This window comes from Leeuwenhoekiella sp. NPDC079379, assembly GCF_044542075.1.
GTDB lineage: Bacteria > Bacteroidota > Bacteroidia > Flavobacteriales > Flavobacteriaceae > Leeuwenhoekiella.
Genome location: NZ_JBITTU010000001.1, coordinates 769,483 through 788,310, shown reverse-complemented (window position 1 = coordinate 788,310; position 18,828 = coordinate 769,483). Strand labels below are relative to the sequence as shown.

The window sequence follows — 18,828 nt, the reverse complement described above, 5'->3', positions numbered from 1 at the left end:
CCATTATTTCCAGATTGTAGCCTGTTTTGCACTTACATGCGTATCTTTTTTAAGGGCTTGAAAGCGTGCTTTTAGCAACAATTTTCTGCCTCTTAAATTTCGGGTAAAATACAAAGAACATTCTCCTAAATGCTGCGTCCAAAAATTATAGAAAACCAGTGCATCTTCCTTGCGCTGTGCAAAAACATCAGGAACTGTAAAATAGCTGGAGAACCCCAGTTGCTCTCGTAGCCAGTTTGCCTGAGCTAGTATATATCTTGGGTTTTCTATGGGCAATATCACTTCCTGCAAATAGGATATAAACAGTTTTTCTTCTTTTGCGGTAGCACCTTTTAAATAGCAATTTATAACACCTGCATGAGGCTCCTCAATTTCTAAAACGATATTTTTAGGTGGTGTATGTATATGTTTTAAATTAATCATTGTACGTAACACAGCTTTGGCGATTGCCTCAATATCTTTATCTATTCTTCCAAAATATAAATAAAGTTTTGATGCTTTAAAAAGTTTCGGCATTAATGTAACCGCAAGTGCAGCTGCCACTACAACAATAAAATGAATGATTCCTTTAGAGATGAGAACGCGTAAGTAACTGATAAAAATCTCGGGTAACACAACAGTAAGTATTAGACCTATTTCTGCCAAAGCATACTTGAGCGTAGTATCATAAGCGATTTTCCGTTTAACTTTAAAAGGTTGATTGTCATCAAAATTTAATTTCAGCTCATTAACCATAACAGCTCCTTCTTCAATAGCTTCACTCCAGCGAGATTTGACAAGATTGCGATTTGAAGCTAAATTTCTAAAATGCAAATTGAGATCTTCACTGTTATTAGAACCTACTTTTATATTTAAGCGATCACTGCCATTCTCTATAACCGGTACTCCAGTTAAGCTTACGCCGCAAAAAGCATCAAAACGTCTTTGTAGCAAATTGTAATCTGCTCCACCACTATCTGCGGTTGGGTCAACACAGGCAAGATGCCAGATGTTTGCAACTTTATCAGGATGTTCTGGTGAAATCCGTATGGCTCGGCCCCGCATTTGATTAGACATTACAAAAGAGCCTACAAACGAAGCCAAAACCAGCGTATTTATTGCCGGGCAATCCCAGCCTTCTCCTAATAGCGATTTTGTACCTATTAGTATTTTTATAAAACCAGTTTCAAATAAGTGTGTTATCGCCCCTATTAGCAAGGTTTTTGACGATGCGTTGGGTTTAATAATTAAAAAAGATGATGCAGGGATTTGCTCCCAGGAAATTGCATCTGCAGGGAGGTTTTTTCTTAATTCATCAATCGTACTACTGTGTAAAATAATTAATGAGCCGGTGAGTACTCCCAGACACTGTTCTTTGATTCCATTAAAGCGTAAATGCTGGAATATAGGAATTACACCCAGTTTATTAATAGTATGTAATTGATTCTGCTGAATATCTACAAATTCTTTTCTTATATAATCTGAAAGAATGACTTGCCGTAGCGAGTCGCCCATATTCTTAGCCTCCAGATTTGTTATCTCAAGAATGCTATTCAGTTTTGTTACACTTTGTGATAAAGATTTATAAAATCGCTGATCTCCTATAAGATTTAAACGCTTTTGATCGAGTACTCCTATACGTCTGAGTTCTTTTTCAATGGGATAAAGAACCGCCGCATCTTCACCATACGCATCTTTAAAATCAACCAGATAATGCTGTAAAAGTACCTCTACCCACTCATAAGAAAAGCTTGGGATGTGCTTCTGTTCCTCTTCGGTTAAACCCAAAATTTCGAGTTTTTCTCTGGTGATTAATTCTTTAGAAGCATTTAGAAAGATAAGCAGTGCTGAATAGAGCTTAGGCGCCTCATAAATCTGCGTCAGCACAGCTTCTGTTTCCTTATAAAACGGATGGGTTTTAACTAACTCAATAAATTTAATATTACCAGTAAGTGCCGTTACAAAATGGTAAATCTGTTCTCTAAAATCAAGAATATCTTTTATACGCTCTTTACTGGGTTTTGAAAAATGAATATAATCCTGGTGAGGACATAAATTCTGTTCTTTTACGAGTTCAGGAACTGTGATTTCTGCATCTACAGCACCGCAGAGTTCAAAATAGTTACGTAATTCTCTGGGTGAACTGTCATAAGGCGGTGTAGCTGTAAGGGCGATATAAATACAGTTTTCTAATCTTTTTAGTTCAAAAAGCGGCAGCCACCACTCATTTTTTAGATGATGTGCCTCATCTAAAACAATATTTTTAATCCCTGCATTTCTAAAAAAATCAAGTAATTTTTCTGAAGAAGAATCCATCTCATTCTTAAAAAATGCGTGTAGCGATTGATATGTAGAAAACGTAATGTCTGCAGGCTTCTTTAAATCATAACCACAATTTACATCCTTACTGTTTTTTAGAAAACAATCCCTAAGACGATCATTCCATTGATTTCTAATGGTAAGCGTAGGTGTAAAAACCAGTGTTTTTTTATTTACGCGTCTTATCATTTCGAGACCTAAAACCGTTTTGCCAGATCCTGGCGGCGCAATTACATGCAAATGCTCGTCTTCTATATGCTTATTAAATTCCTTAAGAAATTTAGCTTGATACGACCTCCACGGAAATATGAATTTGAGATGTTCAGTTAGAGTAAAATCAGGCGCTAAGCTCAAAATATAATGGTAAATTTGCCTGTAAAATACAGAATAATATGTTTCCATTAAGAAGAAATCGCAGATTACGTACTTCAGAAGCTATGCGCTCTTTAGTACGTGAAACTATCATATCGCCTAATGACTTTATTCTACCTGTTTTTGTGGTAGAAGGAAAAGGGGTTAAAGATGAAATTGCATCAATGCCGGGTTATTATCGCCTGAGTCTTGACAATCTTAAAAAAGAAGCTAAAGAAGTATGGTCGCTGGGTATTAAAAGTGTGTTACTTTTTGTAAAAGTAGATGATAAACTGAAAGACAATAAAGGTACTGAAGCACTAAATCCTGACGGACTTATGCAACGAGCTATAAAAGCTGTTAAAGATGAAGTGCCGGGTATGGTTGTTATGACCGATGTCGCCTTAGATCCTTTCTCGTCTTTTGGGCACGATGGTATCGTAGCAGGAGGTAAAGTACTTAATGATGATTCTAGTGCTATTTTAGCAGAGATGGCACTTTCTCACGCTAATGCCGGTGCAGACATGGTTGCTCCCAGTGATATGATGGACGGTCGTATTTTTGAAATGCGTACCCTGCTTGAAGATGAAGGGCACCACGATGTGGGTATTATGAGTTACTCAGCAAAATATGCTTCTGCTTTTTATGGGCCATTTCGGGATGCGTTAGACAGTGCCCCTGTTGATCTTAAAGATGTTCCAAAAGATAAAAAGACCTATCAGATGGATTTTGCAAACCGCGATGAGGCCATTAAAGAAACCCTCATGGATATTGAAGAAGGTGCAGATATTGTTATGGTAAAACCAGGACTTTGCTACCTAGATATTGTACGCGATATTAAAAACACGGTAAATGTACCGGTTGCTGTATATCAGGTAAGTGGCGAATATGCAATGATAAAAGCAGCTTCTGAGCGTGGCTGGTTAGATCACAACGCTGTGGTTCTTGAACAAACGTATGCGATCAAACGCGCAGGTGCAGATCTAATTGCCAGTTATTTTGCTAAGGATGTTGTGAAGTTAATTTCATAATTGATCTTTAACATTAGAAAAAAAAGAGGCTCGTTGAGCCTCTTTTTTTTGAAATAATTTCGAGTTTAGCCTAAGCTTTTCTTAACCTGTTTGTAAGGTGTTTTGATTATGGTATCTTTATCTCAAATCAAACTAAACCAATGGGTCTACTAATCGCCTTTGCATTTATATCTATATTTTTCTCGTTTCTATGTTCTATTCTAGAAGCGGTTTTATTAAGTGTCACTCCAAGTTTTATACGCATTAAAACTAAAGAAGGTCACGCGTATGCTAACACTCTGGCCAACTTTAAAAAAGATATTGATAAACCACTTATTGCGATTTTAACCCTAAATACTATTGCACATACTGTAGGTGCAATTTTAGTGGGTGAGCAAGCCGGTACAATGGCTGCAGAATCAGGTTGGGATTTCTCTATTTTAGGACTCAATTTTGTCGCTATTGTTTCTACAATAATGACTTTGCTTATTCTTGTGCTTTCAGAAATTATCCCAAAAACAATAGGTGCTACTTACTGGAAATCACTGGGCAACTTTACTGCAAAGACATTAACACTTATTATAATATTTCTTAAATACACCGGTGTTTTATGGATTTTAACTCAAGTCACTAAACTTGTGGGTAAATCTGCTCACGTAAGTACAATGAGTAGAGAAGAGTTTATGGCACTCACCGATGCTGCTGAAAAAGAAGGCGTTTTTGAAGATAACGAGACTACCGTAATTAAAAATTTATTGGTTTTTAAATCGGTGATGGCAAAAGATGTAATGACGCCATTTCCAGTTGTGGTGACCGAAGATGAGACTAAAACTTTAAATCAATTTCATAAAGAACATCCACATCTTAAATTTTCCAGAATTCCTGTTTATAGTGAGAAATCACATAACATTACCGGTTTTATTCTCAAAGACGACGTTCTTGAAGAAATCGTAGAAGAACACGGCCAGAAATTACTTTCAGATATAAGAAGAGATATTTTAATTGTAGATGCAGATCAACCTATACCTGCACTTTTTGACACTTTTGTGACCAGTCGTGGTCACATTGCACTAGTAACAGACCATTTTGGCAACACAATAGGTGTTGTTACTATGGAGGATATTATAGAAACCCTCCTGGGACTCGAAATAATGGATGAGAGTGACACTATTGAAGACATGCAGGTGCAAGCTCGTAAAAATTGGGAACGCCGTGCAAAACGTATGGGAATCGTTCTAGACAAAATTCCTGAAAATTCTAAAACCGTTGAACTCTCACCTCAACACGATGTAAACGTAAAAAACGAAGATGTTGATAAACCTTCAGAATGAAAGAAGCTTATCTAGATTCACCTTTGGGAACACTATTGATTAAAGGAGATCAGGAAGGACTGGTGTGTGTAACTTTTTTAGATGAAAAAATTCCGCAAAGCGAAAAAATACCTAAAGAGCTTCAAGATGTAGTCTCTCAATTAGAACAATATTTTACAGGAAATTTAAAAGATTTTAATCTAAAATTGAATCTGCAAGGCACCGATTTTCAGAAAAAAGTTTGGTTACAACTGGCGAGAATCCCTTTTGGGAAAACCACTTCCTATTTACAAATGGCAAAAGATCTAGGTGATGGTAAAGTCATACGTGCTGCAGCTTCTGCAAATGGCAAAAACCCTATTGCTATTATCATACCATGCCACCGTGTGATTGGCAGCGATCATTCTATGACGGGTTACGCTGGTGGCATCTGGCGTAAAAAATGGCTTCTTGAGCACGAAAGTCCGGTTACACAACAAATGCTATTTTAGAGTTTTTAAGCTCCTTACTTTTTTCATAAACTTTTGATTATATTTAGTTTACAACTAGGTTATCCTATTTGGATGATTGAATTTTTATCATTGACAGTTTTCAAAAATTGCAACAGAAATCTAAATTATGCTATCAAAAATACACTTAGAAAATATTTTATTTCTAGATATAGAAACTGTACCTCAACACGCTAATTTTAGCGATCTAGACACAGATCTTCAAAAGCTTTATGCAGATAAAACAGAATATCAACGTAAGGATGAATTCACGGCCGAGGGGTTTTATGATCGTGCAGGTATCTGGGCTGAGTTTGGTAAAATAGTTTGTATTTCGGTAGGCTATTTTAAAATTAAAGATGCAGTGCGTACATTTAGAACAACCTCATTTCATGGAGATGAGCAAAACCAGCTTTTAGCATTCAAAACTCTTTTAGAAGAACATTTTAATAAGCAGTATCACGTGTTATGTGCACATAATGGTAAAGAGTTTGACTTTCCATTCATCGCTCGACGTATGATTATTAATGGTATTACGCTTCCGTTTAAACTAGATTTATTCGGCAAAAAACCTTGGGAAATCCCCCATCTTGATACCCTGGAAATGTGGAAGTTTGGCGATTATAAACATTATACATCCTTAAAATTACTTACTAAAATTCTAGACATTCCTTCCCCTAAAACAGACATAGACGGTAGTCAGGTACGCGATGTATTTTATGTAGAAAAGGATATAGCTCGTATAGTAGACTATTGCGAGCGTGATGTCGTTGCGGTCGCTCAAATTGTTTTACGTCTGCGCAATGAAGCTTTGTTACAAGTGACAGAGATCACTTCAGTTTAAATAGTGTAGGATATTGTAAATTTAGGCTGTGAATACAACAGCTCTACTTTCAATAAAAGATCTTAGCCTCGGTTTTAAAACCGGAAAGCAAACGAATCAGGTTTTGCATACCATTAATTTTGATGTAATGCAGAACGAGATTGTAGGTGTGGTTGGAGAATCTGGTTCAGGTAAATCTGTCACAAACCTGGCTGTTTTGGGTTTACTCCCTAAGCGAATTGCCGAAATCATTTCGGGAAGTATTTTATTTGATGGAAGAGATTTACTTCCACTATCAGACAACGAACTTCAAAAAATACGTGGGAATGAAATTTCAATGATATTTCAAGAACCTATGAGTTCTTTAAACCCTTCTATGCGTTGCGGAAAACAGGTTGCCGAAATCTTATTAAGACATACTACTCTTTCTAAGAAAGCCGCAAAAGAAGAAACTCTAAAACTTTTTAATCAGGTAAAATTACCTAGACCCGAAGCTGCATTTAAAGCCTATCCTCACGAGATAAGCGGTGGGCAAAAACAGCGGGTAATGATCGCGATGGCAATCGCCTGCAAGCCCAAATTATTAATTGCAGATGAGCCCACAACTGCGCTAGATGTAACGGTTCAAAAAGAGATAATTCTACTTTTAAAAGAACTGCAACAGCAAACAGGAATGAGTATTTTATTTATCTCACACGACCTGTCTCTAGTAAGTGAGATTGCAGATCGCGTTATTGTGATGTATCGCGGTAAAATTATTGAGCAAGGTAGCGCTAAAACCATCTTTAAAGACCCTAAAGAAGACTACACAAAAGCTTTAATCTATGCCCGCCCTTCTACAAGCGAACGGCTTGCAAAGCTACCTACTGTATCAGATTTTTTAAAGGGAAATGCACTTGCAAAACCAGTGAGTAAGGCAGAACGGGAACTTGAACACGAGAAGATATACAGTAAAACCCCATTATTAGAAATCAAAAACGCTACAAAAGAGTATTATTCTAAGGTTTCATTCTTCGGAAAGACAGAAACTCTAAAAGCAGTAAATGAAGTAAGTTTTATAATTTATGAAGGGGAGACATTAGGTCTTGTTGGCGAGTCGGGTTGTGGGAAGTCGACTTTAGGAAATCTAATTCTTCAGTTAGACAAAACTACCAGAGGAGCAATTTTCTACAAGGGAAAAGATCTAACTCTGTTGTCTTCAAAAGAACTAAGAACCCTAAGGAAAGATATTCAGATTATATTTCAAGACCCCTATTCTTCTCTAAACCCAAGACTTACTGTAGGCCGTTCTATTACCGAAGCCATGCAAGTACATAAGCTTTATAAAAACGCACAGGAGCGAAAAACGGAAGCCTTAAAATTACTTCAAGAAGTAGGTTTATTGCCTGAGCATTATGACCGGTATCCTCATGAATTTAGTGGTGGTCAACGACAACGTATAGGTATAGCACGCACTATTGCAGTAAGGCCTAAGTTTATAGTTTGTGATGAGTCTGTCTCTGCACTGGACATCTCTGTGCAGGCTCAGGTACTTAATCTGCTTAATACCTTAAAAACCTCATACGGTTTTACGTATTTATTTATTTCACACGATCTGGCCGTAGTGAAATATATTTCAGACCGTTTGCTGGTTATGCGTAACGGTAGATTTGAGGAAACCGGAGAAGCAGATGCTGTATACGAAAACCCTCAAAGCGATTATACTAAAGCCTTAATCGAGGCAATCCCTAAAGGAATTTAGAACATAAATAGAAAAACTTTTTTAAAGAGGTAGAGAATACTTCGTGTAGTTTGATAGGTATCTTGTAAAACTGCATTTAAGCCTTTAGACTTATGATTCTTAACGGGAGAAAGTGTTGGCATGTTCTTATTTCTTATTTTCGTTAACGTGAATTTAACTTTTTTTATTTAGATATAAAAAAACCGCCGGGCTCCCCCTGCGGTTTATTAACAAATCATAACATCAAAACACTCCTGCTTTGAAATTAAGTAATAATTGAAAGGACTCCTCCTAAACTTTATATCTAAAAAATCCTGATTTGGGAATGACTAAAGTAATTGTAATTTTCAGTTCGCGCAAGAATTTGAGTAACTAATTTTAAAAAACGTTAAAAAAAAGTGTTTTTCACCTGTTTTAACTTGCTTTTTAGCGTTGTTTTTAGTGACTTAATTCATTCAACGATTATTTTTGACACTAGGAAGATAAAAAAAGGAGCCCTAAGGCTCCTTCTTAATGATATACAAAATCTTTAAGCGAGTATCATTTCCGGGACTTCAGCAGGGACTTCTAAATAACCTTCTGTTGCTTTAATAATTTCATCAACAGATACCCCTGGAGCACGTTCTAACAGCCTAAAGCCTTTAGGCGTTACCTCGATCACAGCAAGATTAGTAACGATTTTAGTCACACAACCTACACCCGTAAGCGGTAGAGAACAGCGTTTAAGAAGTTTAGATTCTCCTTCTCTGTTAGTATGCATCATGGCTACAATAATATTTTCGGCACTGGCAACAAGATCCATTGCACCTCCCATACCTTTAACCATTTTTCCGGGAATTTTCCAGTTTGCAATATCACCATTTTCAGCTACCTCCATAGCGCCTAAAATGGTAAGATGTACGTGTTGACCACGTATCATTGAAAAACTTGTTGCAGAGTCAAAAAAAGAAGCGCCTTTAAGTGCTGTAATGGTTTGTTTACCTGCATTAATCAGGTCTGCATCCTCTTCACCTTTAAAAGGGAAAGGACCCATTCCTAATATTCCATTTTCACTCTGAAATTCAACTTCTATATCATCTCTAACATAATTAGCAACCAGCGTAGGAATACCTATACCCAGATTGACATAGAAGCCATCCTTAACTTCACGAGCTATGCGCTTAGCGATTCCGTTTTTATCTAGCATTATTTATTGGGTTGAGGTGTCATTCTTAAATACGGTTTAATCTCTGTGTGTCCCTTCGGAAAAAATTCTGGTATTTGCTCATTACTTACGCTTGGTGAGATTACGCAATCTTCGCCATCTTTCCAGTTTGCCGGTGTAGCCACTTTATGATATGCTGTAAGTTGAAGAGAGTCTATTACCCGTATAATCTCGTCAAAATTACGACCGGTAGAAGGCGGATAGGTAAGTGTTAATTTTATTTTCTTATCTGGTCCAATGATAAATACCGAACGTACCGTAGCTTTCTCACTAGCATTAGGATGTATCATATCATATAATTCAGAAACATTGCGGCTCTCATCACCTATGATAGGATAGTTCATCGTAGTGTTTTGAGTTTCGTTGATGTCTTTAATCCATCCCATATGTTCTTCAACGCTGTCTACGCTAATTGCAATAGGCTTTACATTACGTTTTTTAAACTCCGGGTAATAATTTGCCACAGTACCCAATTCTGTTGTACACACCGGCGTATAATCTCCCGGATGCGAAAACAAAATTCCCCAGCTGTCTCCTAGCCATTCGTGAAAATTGATTTCACCTTCGGTAGTATTTGCTGTAAAATCTGGTGCTGTATCTCCTAATCTTAAATGTGCCATTTTATATATGTTTATTAATCTTAATAATTTATTGATTTATCGTTTTCTAACAGTAAGCTGCTCGATACGCTTCTCATAGTCTGAGCCTTTAAAAATACGTTGAACAAAAATACCGGGAATGTGTATTTGATTTGGGTCAAGTTCTCCTGCAGGTACAAGCTCTTCTACTTCAGCAACTGTAATTGTTGCTGCGCCACACATATTTGGGTTAAAATTGCGTGCCGTCCCCTTAAAAATAAGATTACCTGCAGTATCTCCTTTCCAGGCTTTGACGAACGCAAAATCGGCTTTAAACGCTTGTTCAAGCACATACATTTTACCGTTAAACTCGCGGGTTTCTTTACCTTCAGCTACTTCTGTACCATACCCTGCCGGAGTATAAAATGCCGGAAATCCTGCTTGAGCAGCACGGCAACGTTCGGCCAAAGTTCCTTGCGGAATAAGCTCAACATCAAGCTCATTACTCAGCATCTGGCGCTCAAATTCTGCATTTTCGCCTACATAGGAAGAAATCATTTTTTTGATTTGCTTTTTCTGAAGTAGTAAGCCCAGTCCAAAATCATCAACTCCTGCATTATTAGAAATGCATGTTAATTCTTTTACACCCAGTTTAACTAATTGTGAAATAGCATTTTCAGGAATTCCACTAAGGCCAAAGCCTCCAAACATCATTGTCATTGAATCAGTAGCGCCTTTTAAAGCTTCTGAAACTGACCGCACTGTTTTAATTATCATTTTCTGATTTTAGATACAGAAAATTACAAAACAACGCATCCAACGGCAATTTTTTTACAAGATTTTATGCAATTCATTTTAAGCCCTAATTCAAGAAAAAAATTACGGCTTGGTCCTTAATTAAAAATCTAGTTCGTCAATAATATCAGATTGATGCGAACTTTCTTCAGACTGAGAACAATCTATGCGAATAGAAAGATTTTCTGGTTTTTCAAAAGCGCCCTGTGAGATTTTTAGTGCTTCGTCTGCATAACATTTTTTCATAAAGCTTCCCCAGATAGGCAACGCCATAGTTGCCCCCTGACCGTAGATTATAGAAGAAAAGTGAACCGATCTATCATCACCTCCTACCCAAACACCAGTAACCAGGTTAGGCACCATACCCATAAACCAACCATCACTTTGATTTTGTGTGGTACCCGTTTTACCCGCAATAGGGTTTTTAAATGCATAAGGATGCCCCGTAATTACTTTTTTATAAACATCACTATTTATTGCACCCGATCGTAATCTGGCACCAGAACCGTATTGGGTTACTCCTTCCATAAGGTTAACCGTTACATATGCAGATTCTTTACTTAAGACGTCTTTAGCCTCTGGGATACTTTGGTACAGAACCGTCCCGTTCTTGTCGACAATTGTAGAAACTATTTGCGGCTCAACATGAACCCCTTTGTTAGCAAAAGCAGAATAAGCAGAAACCATCTCAAATAAACTAATATCTGGAGTACCTAAAGCAATAGACGGCACTACCGGTATGTCTTTAGTATCTATACCTAATTTTGCAATTAAATCAATTACTGTTTGTGGCCCCACACGATGCATTAAGCGGGCAGAAACCGTGTTAATAGATTGCGCTAATGCACTTTTTAAAGTCACCATACCACCATATTGTCCTCCAGAGTTCTCTGGACACCAGTCACGCTGCGCTCCCATTTCTCCTGCAGGAATGCAGTAAGGAATATTAGGGATTGTATCGCAAGGAGATAGGTGTAATTGATCTATTGCTGTAGCATATAGAAAAGGTTTAAATGTAGAACCCACCTGGCGCTTTCCGGTTTTTACGTGATCGTATTGAAAATGCTTATAATCTATACCACCTACCCATGCTTTTACCTCGCCGGTCTGCGGTGTAAGACTCATTAAACCTGCTCTAAAAAAGCGCTTATAATATCGTATGCTATCTTTAGGGGTTAAAATCGTATCTATCTCTGAAGCTCCATTCTTCCACGCAAAAACACGCATATCTGTTTTAATATCAAATGATGCTTTGATTTTTTCTTCAGAAATACCATTAGCAGCCATTTTTCTCCAGCGGTCTGAAGTACGCATTGCACGGTACAGAATTTTCTGCTCTTCGTCTTCTGTTATATCTCTAAAGGGAGCAGTTTTATTTCTTTCATTCTGTTTATCAAACTCACGCTGTAAATTCTCCATATGCGCAGTTACAGATTGCTCTGCATAACGCTGCATACGTGAATCTATCGTAGTTGTAATAACTAACCCGTCACGATAAATATTATAAAACTCTTCATTACCGTCTGCATCTTTGCCTTTAGGATTATTTTTAATCCAATCTGCCATGAATGCGCGTAAATATTCTCTAAAATAAGTCGCAATACCATCTGCATGCCCTTCCGGAGAAAAAGTAATTTTCATGGGCATTGCCATAAGACTATCGCGCTCTTGCTGGGTAAGCTTTCCAGTTTGAGCCATAAGTGCTAAAACTGTATTACGGCGTTCTAGAGAATTATCTTTAGAAATCTCACGATGTGGATTAAACTGTCGCGGATTTTTAAGCATTGCAGCAATTACTGCAGATTCTTCAGGACGTAACTCTATGGGTTCTTTGTCAAAGTAAATTTTTGAAGCAGAACGTATTCCCACCGCCTGAAATAAGAAATCCTGCTTATTTAAATACATCGTAATAATTTCTTCCTTAGTGTATTGTCGCTCTAATCGTGCAGCAATGATCCATTCTTTTACCTTTTGTACCAGACGTTCTAGTGTACTGCTAGGTGTATCAGAAAAGAGCAATTTTGCGAGCTGCTGTGTAATGGTACTTGCACCACCTTTTGAACCTAAATAGGCAACGGCGCGCGTTGTACCTCGTACATCTATACCAGAGTGATCGTAAAAACGTCTATCTTCAGTAGCCACAACTGCATCAATTAAATTTTGAGGCAAGTCGCTATATTTTACAGGAGTTCTGTTTTCATTATAGAATTTCCCTAATGTTTTTCCATCTGAAGAAAGGATTTCTGTAGCTAGATTACTTTCAGGGTTTTCTAATTCGTCAAACGTAGGTAAACTCCCAAAAACACCCCAGGAAGCTAAAAGAAAAACAAGAACAAGCGCCCCTATAGATCCAAAAAATAAAATCCAAAATCCTTTAATATACGGTGCGTTACTGGGTGTATTCTTAGCTGTCTTTTTTGTTTTCTGAGCCATTTTTTATTCTTTAATTTTTTCGATGCGTAAACCCACATCTTCAATACCACCTAATTCTTGTACAGGGTTTACGCTACCATTACGTCGCATTGCCTGTTTAAGTCTAAACTGGTATTCGCCCTTTTCAGTAAACCTGAAATTCTCTTTATACCAAAGTTTATTTTCTTTTAAATCTCCAAAACCCTCTCCCAGCCAGGACCCATCAGGTCGTGCCATTTTATATTCTAAAGTATCTGTAATGGTTTTTCCATTAGGAAATTGCAATTCTGAGATCAAAAATAAATTGCTAAATGCGTATTCATTTGTGTTTCTCAAAGTGATAAAAAGATTATAGTTAATTAAACTATCAAGTTTATTCACTTTAAAAACCACTGCAGCGTCGCTTTCCCAGTAATCTGGAAGACTTTTATATTCGTGAAAAACAGCTTTCTCATCACAAGCTGAAAAACAGATTAAAATTAAAAGTGCATAGCAAAATTTATGCATTATTACTTGGGCCTTTTTTACGATAATTTGATTTCTTTCTTCTGCCTTTAGACTTTTTACGCGCTACTTTAGGCTTATCAAAACGTGTTAAACTGTCTTGCCCAACAACGTTACCAAAATCAACTTTAGTATCAGAAATTAATTCTGCTGCGTATTCTTCAAGACTCGCAACCGGTAAATTCTTTTTATTAGATTCTAAAATCTCATTTGCCTGAGTGGTGGTAAGTTTGTGCCAGTTCATCCACTCACCTTCGTATGCATACCACAGGTGTCCCTGAAAAATGTCTATTTTTTGACAAATAGCAGTTCCTTTTTCGGTCTTTAATTTTTGTTCCGTCTTCGGAAAGTCTTTTAATGCGTCTAAATACGCATCAAGCTCATAATTTAAACAACATTTAAGCTTACCGCACTGTCCCGCAAGTTTTTGAGGATTTAACGATAGCTGCTGATAGCGCGCTGCGCTTGTAGTCACCGATCTAAAATCTGTTAACCACGTAGAACAACACAGCTCCCTACCACAAGAGCCTATACCGCCCAGGCGTGCTGCTTCCTGTCTAAAACCTATTTGACGCATTTCTATGCGCGTTCTAAATTCTTGTGCAAACTCTTTAATAAGCTGTCTAAAATCTACGCGCTCTTCTGCAGTATAATAAAAGGTAGCTTTAGAACCATCGCCCTGAAACTCAATATCAGAGATTTTCATATGTAGGTTAAGACGAATGGCTATTTGTCTAGAACGCACTTTCATTGCTTCTTCGCGATCTTTTACACCTTGCCAGATTTCTACATCTTTCTGATTTGCCTTCCTATATATTTTTAAAAATTCTTCGGTGTCATAAGGCACCTTTTTCTTTTTCATTTGAATTCGCACCAGCTCACCAGTAAGCGAAACAATACCTATATCATGACCAGAAGCAGCCTGTACAGCTAACACCTCACCTATATTAATCTGAAGATTATCTACGTTCTTGAAAAACTCTTTACGCCCGTTTTTAAAACGAACTTCTACAAAATCAAAAGGTTCTTGCCCATCTGGTAAGCTCATATTTGCTAACCAGTCAAAAACCGTTAATTTATTGCAACCATCTGTACCACAGGTACCATTATTTTGACAACCACGTGGCTGACCGTTAACGGTCGTACCACAACTTCCACACGCCATGAGATCCTATATTTAGTAAATCTCTAATTTAAAGTAAATTAGGATTTTTTGATTTGTATTCTTTAAAACGAAATTTTTTCGTTTTAATTTATGCTAAAGATAACATTTTAGACAGGCAAAAATATAGTAATTCTTATTGTCAGAAAATGTTATCTCAAATACATTGATATATGACAAATTCAAAAAACACAATTAGGCTTCCCTTAAAACACGAGCATAAAAGGGTTTTGTGTTAAAATTTTTTAAATGTTGGTGGTTATCTAGCTAATCTTTAAATTGTCTGAAATAATATTTAAAAAACAGCACGAATATGATTAAGAATTATTTAAAAATGTTAGCCATTGGGAGTCTCGTATTAACTTCTTGTAGTCAAGATGAAACTTTAGAAACTTCGGTGGAAATGAATTTAACAGCTACCGCTAATACAGAAAGTACCAATATAGATGTTTTAGAAACTCCTGCTTTTTTCACACATAACGATTTTAAATTTAAGATTTCGAGTCTCGTAGAACCTACCAGTTGTGCGACAACACCATTTAATGATGTAATTAACGCTTCAATAAGTAGTAATATTGATGCTTTAGGCGCTCAGTATTACGATATTTATACACAGATAGCTCAATTATATACTTTTATTGACACAGATTCTCAATATTTTGGGGCAGATGGGGAATACACAAACTATGTAAATAATAGAACCCGTAGTCTTGAAAAATTTTGGGACATGTCTAATTTAATTACAGTAAGAGGTCAACATAACGCGACCTTAAATGATCGCGATAAAATTGCAAGTGTATATCTTAATTTTTCTACATTAACAGAAGCTCAGGCATATGGTAATGCAGATTTTTTTCTTGCAGTAAATGAGGCTAGCACATTCTTAAATGAAAGCCCTTTATTATCTTTTGACGGTTTTGCATCTTCTGCAGATCTTATTGTTATAGGTGATGGTCTTGTTCAACTTGCTTCTGAAGCAGGTGTTGAAGATAAGATTGTATGGTCTGGTATTTTAGCTCACGAATGGGCACATCAAATTCAGTTTGATAATACAGCGGTATGGTATCCTAATGGGGCTGCTGACAATGCTCCAGAAGCGACACGATTTACAGAACTTGAAGCAGACTTTTTTGCTGCATTTTATATGACTCATAAAAGAGGGGCGACTTTTAACTGGAAACGTGTTGAAGAATTTAATGAATTGTTCTTCAATATTGGAGATTGCCAGTTTACGAGTCCTGGTCACCACGGAACTCCTGCACAGCGTATGCGTGCTGCAGAGGCTGGTTATGATTTTGCACAAAGCCTTCAGAAAAACGGAAAATTACTTTCTGCAGATGAAGTGCACCAGAGTTTTCTTCAGTATTTAAATACTACTATTTTAACTGCTCCTATCAACCCACCTGCTAATAACTCACAAGTAAGAAGATAGTTCTATATATTTATAAAAAAGCCGGCTAGTGCCGGCTTTTTTTATGCTTTCCGTTGAAATTTCAGCTTTTCTGACCTTCCTTTTTTAAAGATTTTATTACTGTTAGGTATTCCCTTTCTCAGTTCTTTTTGTTCTTCATAAGGTAGCGCAATAATCTCTTTACACTCATTAGAACACGTTAAACTCATCGCGTCTGAGCATTCTTCACATTGTATAAATAACAAGTGACACGCTTCATTTGCACAATTAACGTGCGTATCACAAGGTTTTCCGCACTGGTGACAACTAGAAATAACATCATCAGAAATACGCTCGCCACGACGGTGATCAAAAACAAAGTTTTTTCCTTTAAACTTATTTTCAAGTTTTAACTGCTCTACCTGCCGCGCATATTCAATAATACCTCCTTCTAATTGATATACCTGTTTAAAACCTTTATGCTTATAATAAGCACTCGCTTTTTCACAGCGTATACCACCAGTACAATACATCACCAACTTTTTGTCTTCTTTATGATCTTTTAAATCTTCTTCAATTAGATCTAAACTATCTCTAAAAGTGTCGACATCTGGTGTTATCGCATTTTTAAAATGTCCTATTTCGCTTTCATAATGGTTACGCATGTCTACAAGCACCACATCGTCACTTTCTATAAGTTCATTAAAAGTCTGTGCATCTACGTGAATTCCTTTATTAGTAACATCAAATGTGTCGTCATTGAGACCGTCTGCTACAATTTTATCACGCACTTTTACTTTGAGCTTTAAAAAGGATTTTGCATCCTGTTCTATCGCAATATTGAGTCTCACATCTTTTAGAAAATCTATACTATCTAGAAACGTTTTAAAAGTTTCAAAGTTTTTTGCCGGGACTGAAAGTTGCGCATTTATTCCTTCGTGAGCGACGTAAATACGACCCAGTACTTCCATGCCGTCCCAGGCAATAAAAAGATGATCTCTAAAAATATGGGGGTTGCCTATTTTGGCATATTGGTAGAACGAAAGAGTAAGACGGTCTTCGCCTGCCTCATCAATAAGTGCTGCTCGTTCTTTTGCACTTAATTTATTGTACAGTTGCATGCTATACTAATTTTAAGGTTAAAAAGTGCGCAAAAATAGGGCTTTTAAAAACAGCTAACAACCTTTGCTTTTAATACCATTTTTGAGAAGCAAAAAGTTTTAAACATAAAAAATGCCTCCAATCTTATTGAAAGCATTTTTTCTGAACGGCTAATTCATTAGTAAATTATTTGAAATCAATCAAAGAACTTAGCTAACCACCGTCCAATCTTATACTGCAATTTAAGTGTATTAACAAAGACACTTTGTAATCGCAGTATACACGTTTATATATATGCTCCATAGGAATACTGTTTATAATCTAGTTGCAACATTCCTAATAAGGTTGCGTATACCTATGTTAAAATTAAATATTCGGACTAGGATATTTTCCTATTTAAAAGATTAAAAACACATTATACCCTTCATTTAATGGAATTTTTCCAATATTAAGCCAAGATATCATTGTATCCATCAAAAAGAAATGGTACTTTAGCATCCATAAAAAATAAATAAAACATAAAATACCAAGTATTTGATTTATAGATTAATCAAATAACTTGTAAAGTTTATAAAAGCATCATAATGGCAAAAAAAGAAGAAGTTGCGATGAGTAAAGAGCAAGAAGCTAAATTAAAAGCTCTAAAACTCACCCTTGACAAAATGGACAAAACCTACGGAAAGGGGACGGTTATGAAAATGGGTGATAATGCTATTGTTGAAGTTGAGGCAATATCAACAGGATCTTTAGGTCTTGATATTGCATTAGGCGTAGGCGGCTTACCTAAAGGGCGTGTGATTGAAATTTATGGCCCAGAATCTTCTGGTAAAACCACACTTACTCTACACGCAATCGCAGAATCACAGCGCAAAGGAGGTATTGCAGCATTTATTGATGCAGAACATGCTTTTGACCGGTTCTATGCAGGAAAATTAGGGGTTGACATTGAGAATCTTATTATCTCACAACCAGACAACGGGGAGCAGGCTTTAGAAATTGCAGATAATCTTATTCGCTCAGGAGCAATTGATATTATAGTTATTGACTCTGTTGCTGCATTGACTCCTAAGAGCGAGATAGAAGGTGAAATGGGTGATTCTAAAATGGGATTACACGCACGTTTGATGTCTCAGGCTTTAAGAAAACTTACCGGTTCAATAAGTAAAACTAACTGTACCGTTATTTTTATTAACCAGTTAAGAGAGAAAATAGGTGTAATGTTTGGAAACCCGGAAACTACAACTGGTGGTAATGCCCTTAAATTTTACGCTTCTGTACGTTTAGACATACGCCGTTCTACGCAGATTAAAGATGCTAATGGCGAAGTACAAGGTAACAAAACCCGTGTGAAGGTGGTTAAGAACAAAGTAGCACCACCGTTTCGTCAGGCAGAATTTGATATAATGTATGGTGAAGGTATTTCAAAAGTTGGTGAAATTCTTGACATAGGTGTTGAGTATGAGATCATCAATAAAAGCGGTTCTTGGTTCAGCTATCAGGACACGAAACTAGGTCAGGGACGTGATGCTGTAAAAGCAATACTTAAGGACAACCCAGATTTATTAGAAGAACTAGAAATTAAAATAAAAGATGCTATAAAAGTAGCTACCTCAGCGTAGTAATATCTTTTTTTTAAACTTCACGCAACCTTTTTCATCATTAAGTATCTACTATAAAAGAAG

Annotated in this window: 15 protein-coding genes; 7 read left to right on the top strand and 8 right to left on the bottom strand. The window is 36.7% G+C overall.

Annotation, left to right across the window (positions count from 1 at the left end; all coding sequences use genetic code 11):
• Nucleotides 1-3 precede the first annotated feature (3 nt).
• Complete coding sequence (locus tag ACIGAM_RS03420; protein WP_396510049.1) at nucleotides 4-2,700, bottom strand: DEAD/DEAH box helicase family protein; 2,697 nt, start codon at nucleotides 2,698-2,700, stop codon at nucleotides 4-6.
• Between ACIGAM_RS03420 and hemB the strand changes: the two genes are divergently transcribed.
• From hemB to ACIGAM_RS03395, 5 genes are all read left to right on the top strand, one after another.
• Nucleotides 2,691-3,680 carry a porphobilinogen synthase gene (gene hemB, locus ACIGAM_RS03415; RefSeq protein ID WP_396510048.1) on the top strand — a complete coding sequence of 330 codons (990 nt, stop codon included), beginning with the start codon at nucleotides 2,691-2,693 and terminating at the stop codon, nucleotides 3,678-3,680. The genes ACIGAM_RS03420 and hemB overlap by 10 nt on opposite strands.
• A gap of 140 nt (nucleotides 3,681-3,820) precedes the next feature.
• Complete coding sequence (locus ACIGAM_RS03410; RefSeq protein WP_396510047.1) at nucleotides 3,821-4,990, top strand: CNNM domain-containing protein; 1,170 nt, start codon at nucleotides 3,821-3,823, stop codon at nucleotides 4,988-4,990.
• The gene (locus ACIGAM_RS03405) at nucleotides 4,987-5,460 is read left to right on the top strand and encodes a methylated-DNA--[protein]-cysteine S-methyltransferase (RefSeq protein ID WP_396510046.1); all 474 of its coding nucleotides are present in this window, start codon (nucleotides 4,987-4,989) and stop codon (nucleotides 5,458-5,460) included. Before ACIGAM_RS03410 ends, ACIGAM_RS03405 begins: the two co-directional genes overlap by 4 nt.
• A 127-nt stretch (nucleotides 5,461-5,587) precedes the next feature.
• Complete coding sequence (locus tag ACIGAM_RS03400) at nucleotides 5,588-6,301, top strand: 3'-5' exonuclease (protein WP_396510045.1); 714 nt, start codon at nucleotides 5,588-5,590, stop codon at nucleotides 6,299-6,301.
• Between the two features lie 28 nt (nucleotides 6,302-6,329).
• Nucleotides 6,330-8,021 carry an ABC transporter ATP-binding protein gene (locus ACIGAM_RS03395; protein WP_396510044.1) on the top strand — a complete coding sequence of 564 codons (1,692 nt, stop codon included), beginning with the start codon at nucleotides 6,330-6,332 and terminating at the stop codon, nucleotides 8,019-8,021.
• 508 nt (nucleotides 8,022-8,529) lie between these two features.
• Here ACIGAM_RS03395 and ACIGAM_RS03390 read toward each other — a convergent pair.
• The 6 genes from ACIGAM_RS03390 to ACIGAM_RS03365 form a co-directional block, all read right to left on the bottom strand.
• On the bottom strand, nucleotides 8,530-9,186 hold the full coding sequence (locus ACIGAM_RS03390) for a 3-oxoacid CoA-transferase subunit B (RefSeq protein ID WP_396510043.1): 657 nt from the start codon (nucleotides 9,184-9,186) through the stop codon (nucleotides 8,530-8,532).
• The gene (locus ACIGAM_RS03385) at nucleotides 9,186-9,824 is read right to left on the bottom strand and encodes a peroxiredoxin (protein WP_396510042.1); all 639 of its coding nucleotides are present in this window, start codon (nucleotides 9,822-9,824) and stop codon (nucleotides 9,186-9,188) included. The genes ACIGAM_RS03390 and ACIGAM_RS03385 overlap by 1 nt, the downstream gene beginning before the upstream one ends.
• A gap of 36 nt (nucleotides 9,825-9,860) precedes the next feature.
• Complete coding sequence (locus ACIGAM_RS03380) at nucleotides 9,861-10,559, bottom strand: CoA transferase subunit A (protein WP_396510041.1); 699 nt, start codon at nucleotides 10,557-10,559, stop codon at nucleotides 9,861-9,863.
• Nucleotides 10,560-10,679: 120 nt separating this feature from the next.
• A complete protein-coding gene (locus tag ACIGAM_RS03375) occupies nucleotides 10,680-13,010 on the bottom strand; it encodes a penicillin-binding protein 1A (RefSeq protein WP_396510040.1) in 2,331 nt (776 codons plus the stop codon).
• 3 nt (nucleotides 13,011-13,013) lie between these two features.
• Complete coding sequence (locus ACIGAM_RS03370; RefSeq protein WP_396510039.1) at nucleotides 13,014-13,496, bottom strand: gliding motility lipoprotein GldH; 483 nt, start codon at nucleotides 13,494-13,496, stop codon at nucleotides 13,014-13,016.
• On the bottom strand, nucleotides 13,489-14,658 hold the full coding sequence (locus ACIGAM_RS03365) for a stage 0 sporulation family protein (RefSeq protein ID WP_396510038.1): 1,170 nt from the start codon (nucleotides 14,656-14,658) through the stop codon (nucleotides 13,489-13,491). Before ACIGAM_RS03365 ends, ACIGAM_RS03370 begins: the two co-directional genes overlap by 8 nt.
• A 310-nt stretch (nucleotides 14,659-14,968) precedes the next feature.
• Here ACIGAM_RS03365 and ACIGAM_RS03360 point away from each other — a divergent pair, with 310 nt between their 5' ends.
• Nucleotides 14,969-16,087: a hypothetical protein gene (locus ACIGAM_RS03360; protein WP_396510037.1), complete on the top strand. Its 1,119-nt coding sequence runs from the start codon at nucleotides 14,969-14,971 to the stop codon at nucleotides 16,085-16,087.
• A 41-nt stretch (nucleotides 16,088-16,128) separates the two neighbouring features.
• Here the strand turns inward: ACIGAM_RS03360 and ACIGAM_RS03355 are convergent, their stop codons facing one another.
• Nucleotides 16,129-17,166 carry a rhodanese-related sulfurtransferase gene (locus ACIGAM_RS03355; RefSeq protein ID WP_396510036.1) on the bottom strand — a complete coding sequence of 346 codons (1,038 nt, stop codon included), beginning with the start codon at nucleotides 17,164-17,166 and terminating at the stop codon, nucleotides 16,129-16,131.
• Between the two features lie 588 nt (nucleotides 17,167-17,754).
• On the opposite strand from ACIGAM_RS03355, the gene recA reads away from it, so the two are divergent.
• The gene (gene recA / locus ACIGAM_RS03350; RefSeq protein WP_396510088.1) at nucleotides 17,755-18,765 is read left to right on the top strand and encodes a recombinase RecA; all 1,011 of its coding nucleotides are present in this window, start codon (nucleotides 17,755-17,757) and stop codon (nucleotides 18,763-18,765) included.
• The last annotated feature ends 63 nt before the right edge of the window (nucleotides 18,766-18,828 follow it).

What these genes read in the sequence shown, in the direction of transcription:
- hemB (WP_396510048.1), top strand. Translation starts at nt 2,691, where the DNA reads ATGTTTCCATTAAGAAGAAATCGCAGATTACGTACTTCAGAAGCTATG.
- ACIGAM_RS03420 (WP_396510049.1), bottom strand. Translation starts at nt 2,700, where the DNA reads ATGGAAACATATTATTCTGTATTTTACAGGCAAATTTACCATTATATT.
- ACIGAM_RS03410 (WP_396510047.1), top strand. Translation starts at nt 3,821, where the DNA reads ATGGGTCTACTAATCGCCTTTGCATTTATATCTATATTTTTCTCGTTT.
- ACIGAM_RS03405 (WP_396510046.1), top strand. Translation starts at nt 4,987, where the DNA reads ATGAAAGAAGCTTATCTAGATTCACCTTTGGGAACACTATTGATTAAA.
- ACIGAM_RS03400 (WP_396510045.1), top strand. Translation starts at nt 5,588, where the DNA reads ATGCTATCAAAAATACACTTAGAAAATATTTTATTTCTAGATATAGAA.
- ACIGAM_RS03390 (WP_396510043.1), bottom strand. Translation starts at nt 9,186, where the DNA reads ATGCTAGATAAAAACGGAATCGCTAAGCGCATAGCTCGTGAAGTTAAG.
- ACIGAM_RS03385 (WP_396510042.1), bottom strand. Translation starts at nt 9,824, where the DNA reads ATGGCACATTTAAGATTAGGAGATACAGCACCAGATTTTACAGCAAAT.
- ACIGAM_RS03380 (WP_396510041.1), bottom strand. Translation starts at nt 10,559, where the DNA reads ATGATAATTAAAACAGTGCGGTCAGTTTCAGAAGCTTTAAAAGGCGCT.
- ACIGAM_RS03375 (WP_396510040.1), bottom strand. Translation starts at nt 13,010, where the DNA reads ATGGCTCAGAAAACAAAAAAGACAGCTAAGAATACACCCAGTAACGCA.
- ACIGAM_RS03370 (WP_396510039.1), bottom strand. Translation starts at nt 13,496, where the DNA reads ATGCATAAATTTTGCTATGCACTTTTAATTTTAATCTGTTTTTCAGCT.
- ACIGAM_RS03365 (WP_396510038.1), bottom strand. Translation starts at nt 14,658, where the DNA reads ATGGCGTGTGGAAGTTGTGGTACGACCGTTAACGGTCAGCCACGTGGT.
- ACIGAM_RS03360 (WP_396510037.1), top strand. Translation starts at nt 14,969, where the DNA reads ATGATTAAGAATTATTTAAAAATGTTAGCCATTGGGAGTCTCGTATTA.
- ACIGAM_RS03355 (WP_396510036.1), bottom strand. Translation starts at nt 17,166, where the DNA reads ATGCAACTGTACAATAAATTAAGTGCAAAAGAACGAGCAGCACTTATT.
- recA (WP_396510088.1), top strand. Translation starts at nt 17,755, where the DNA reads ATGAGTAAAGAGCAAGAAGCTAAATTAAAAGCTCTAAAACTCACCCTT.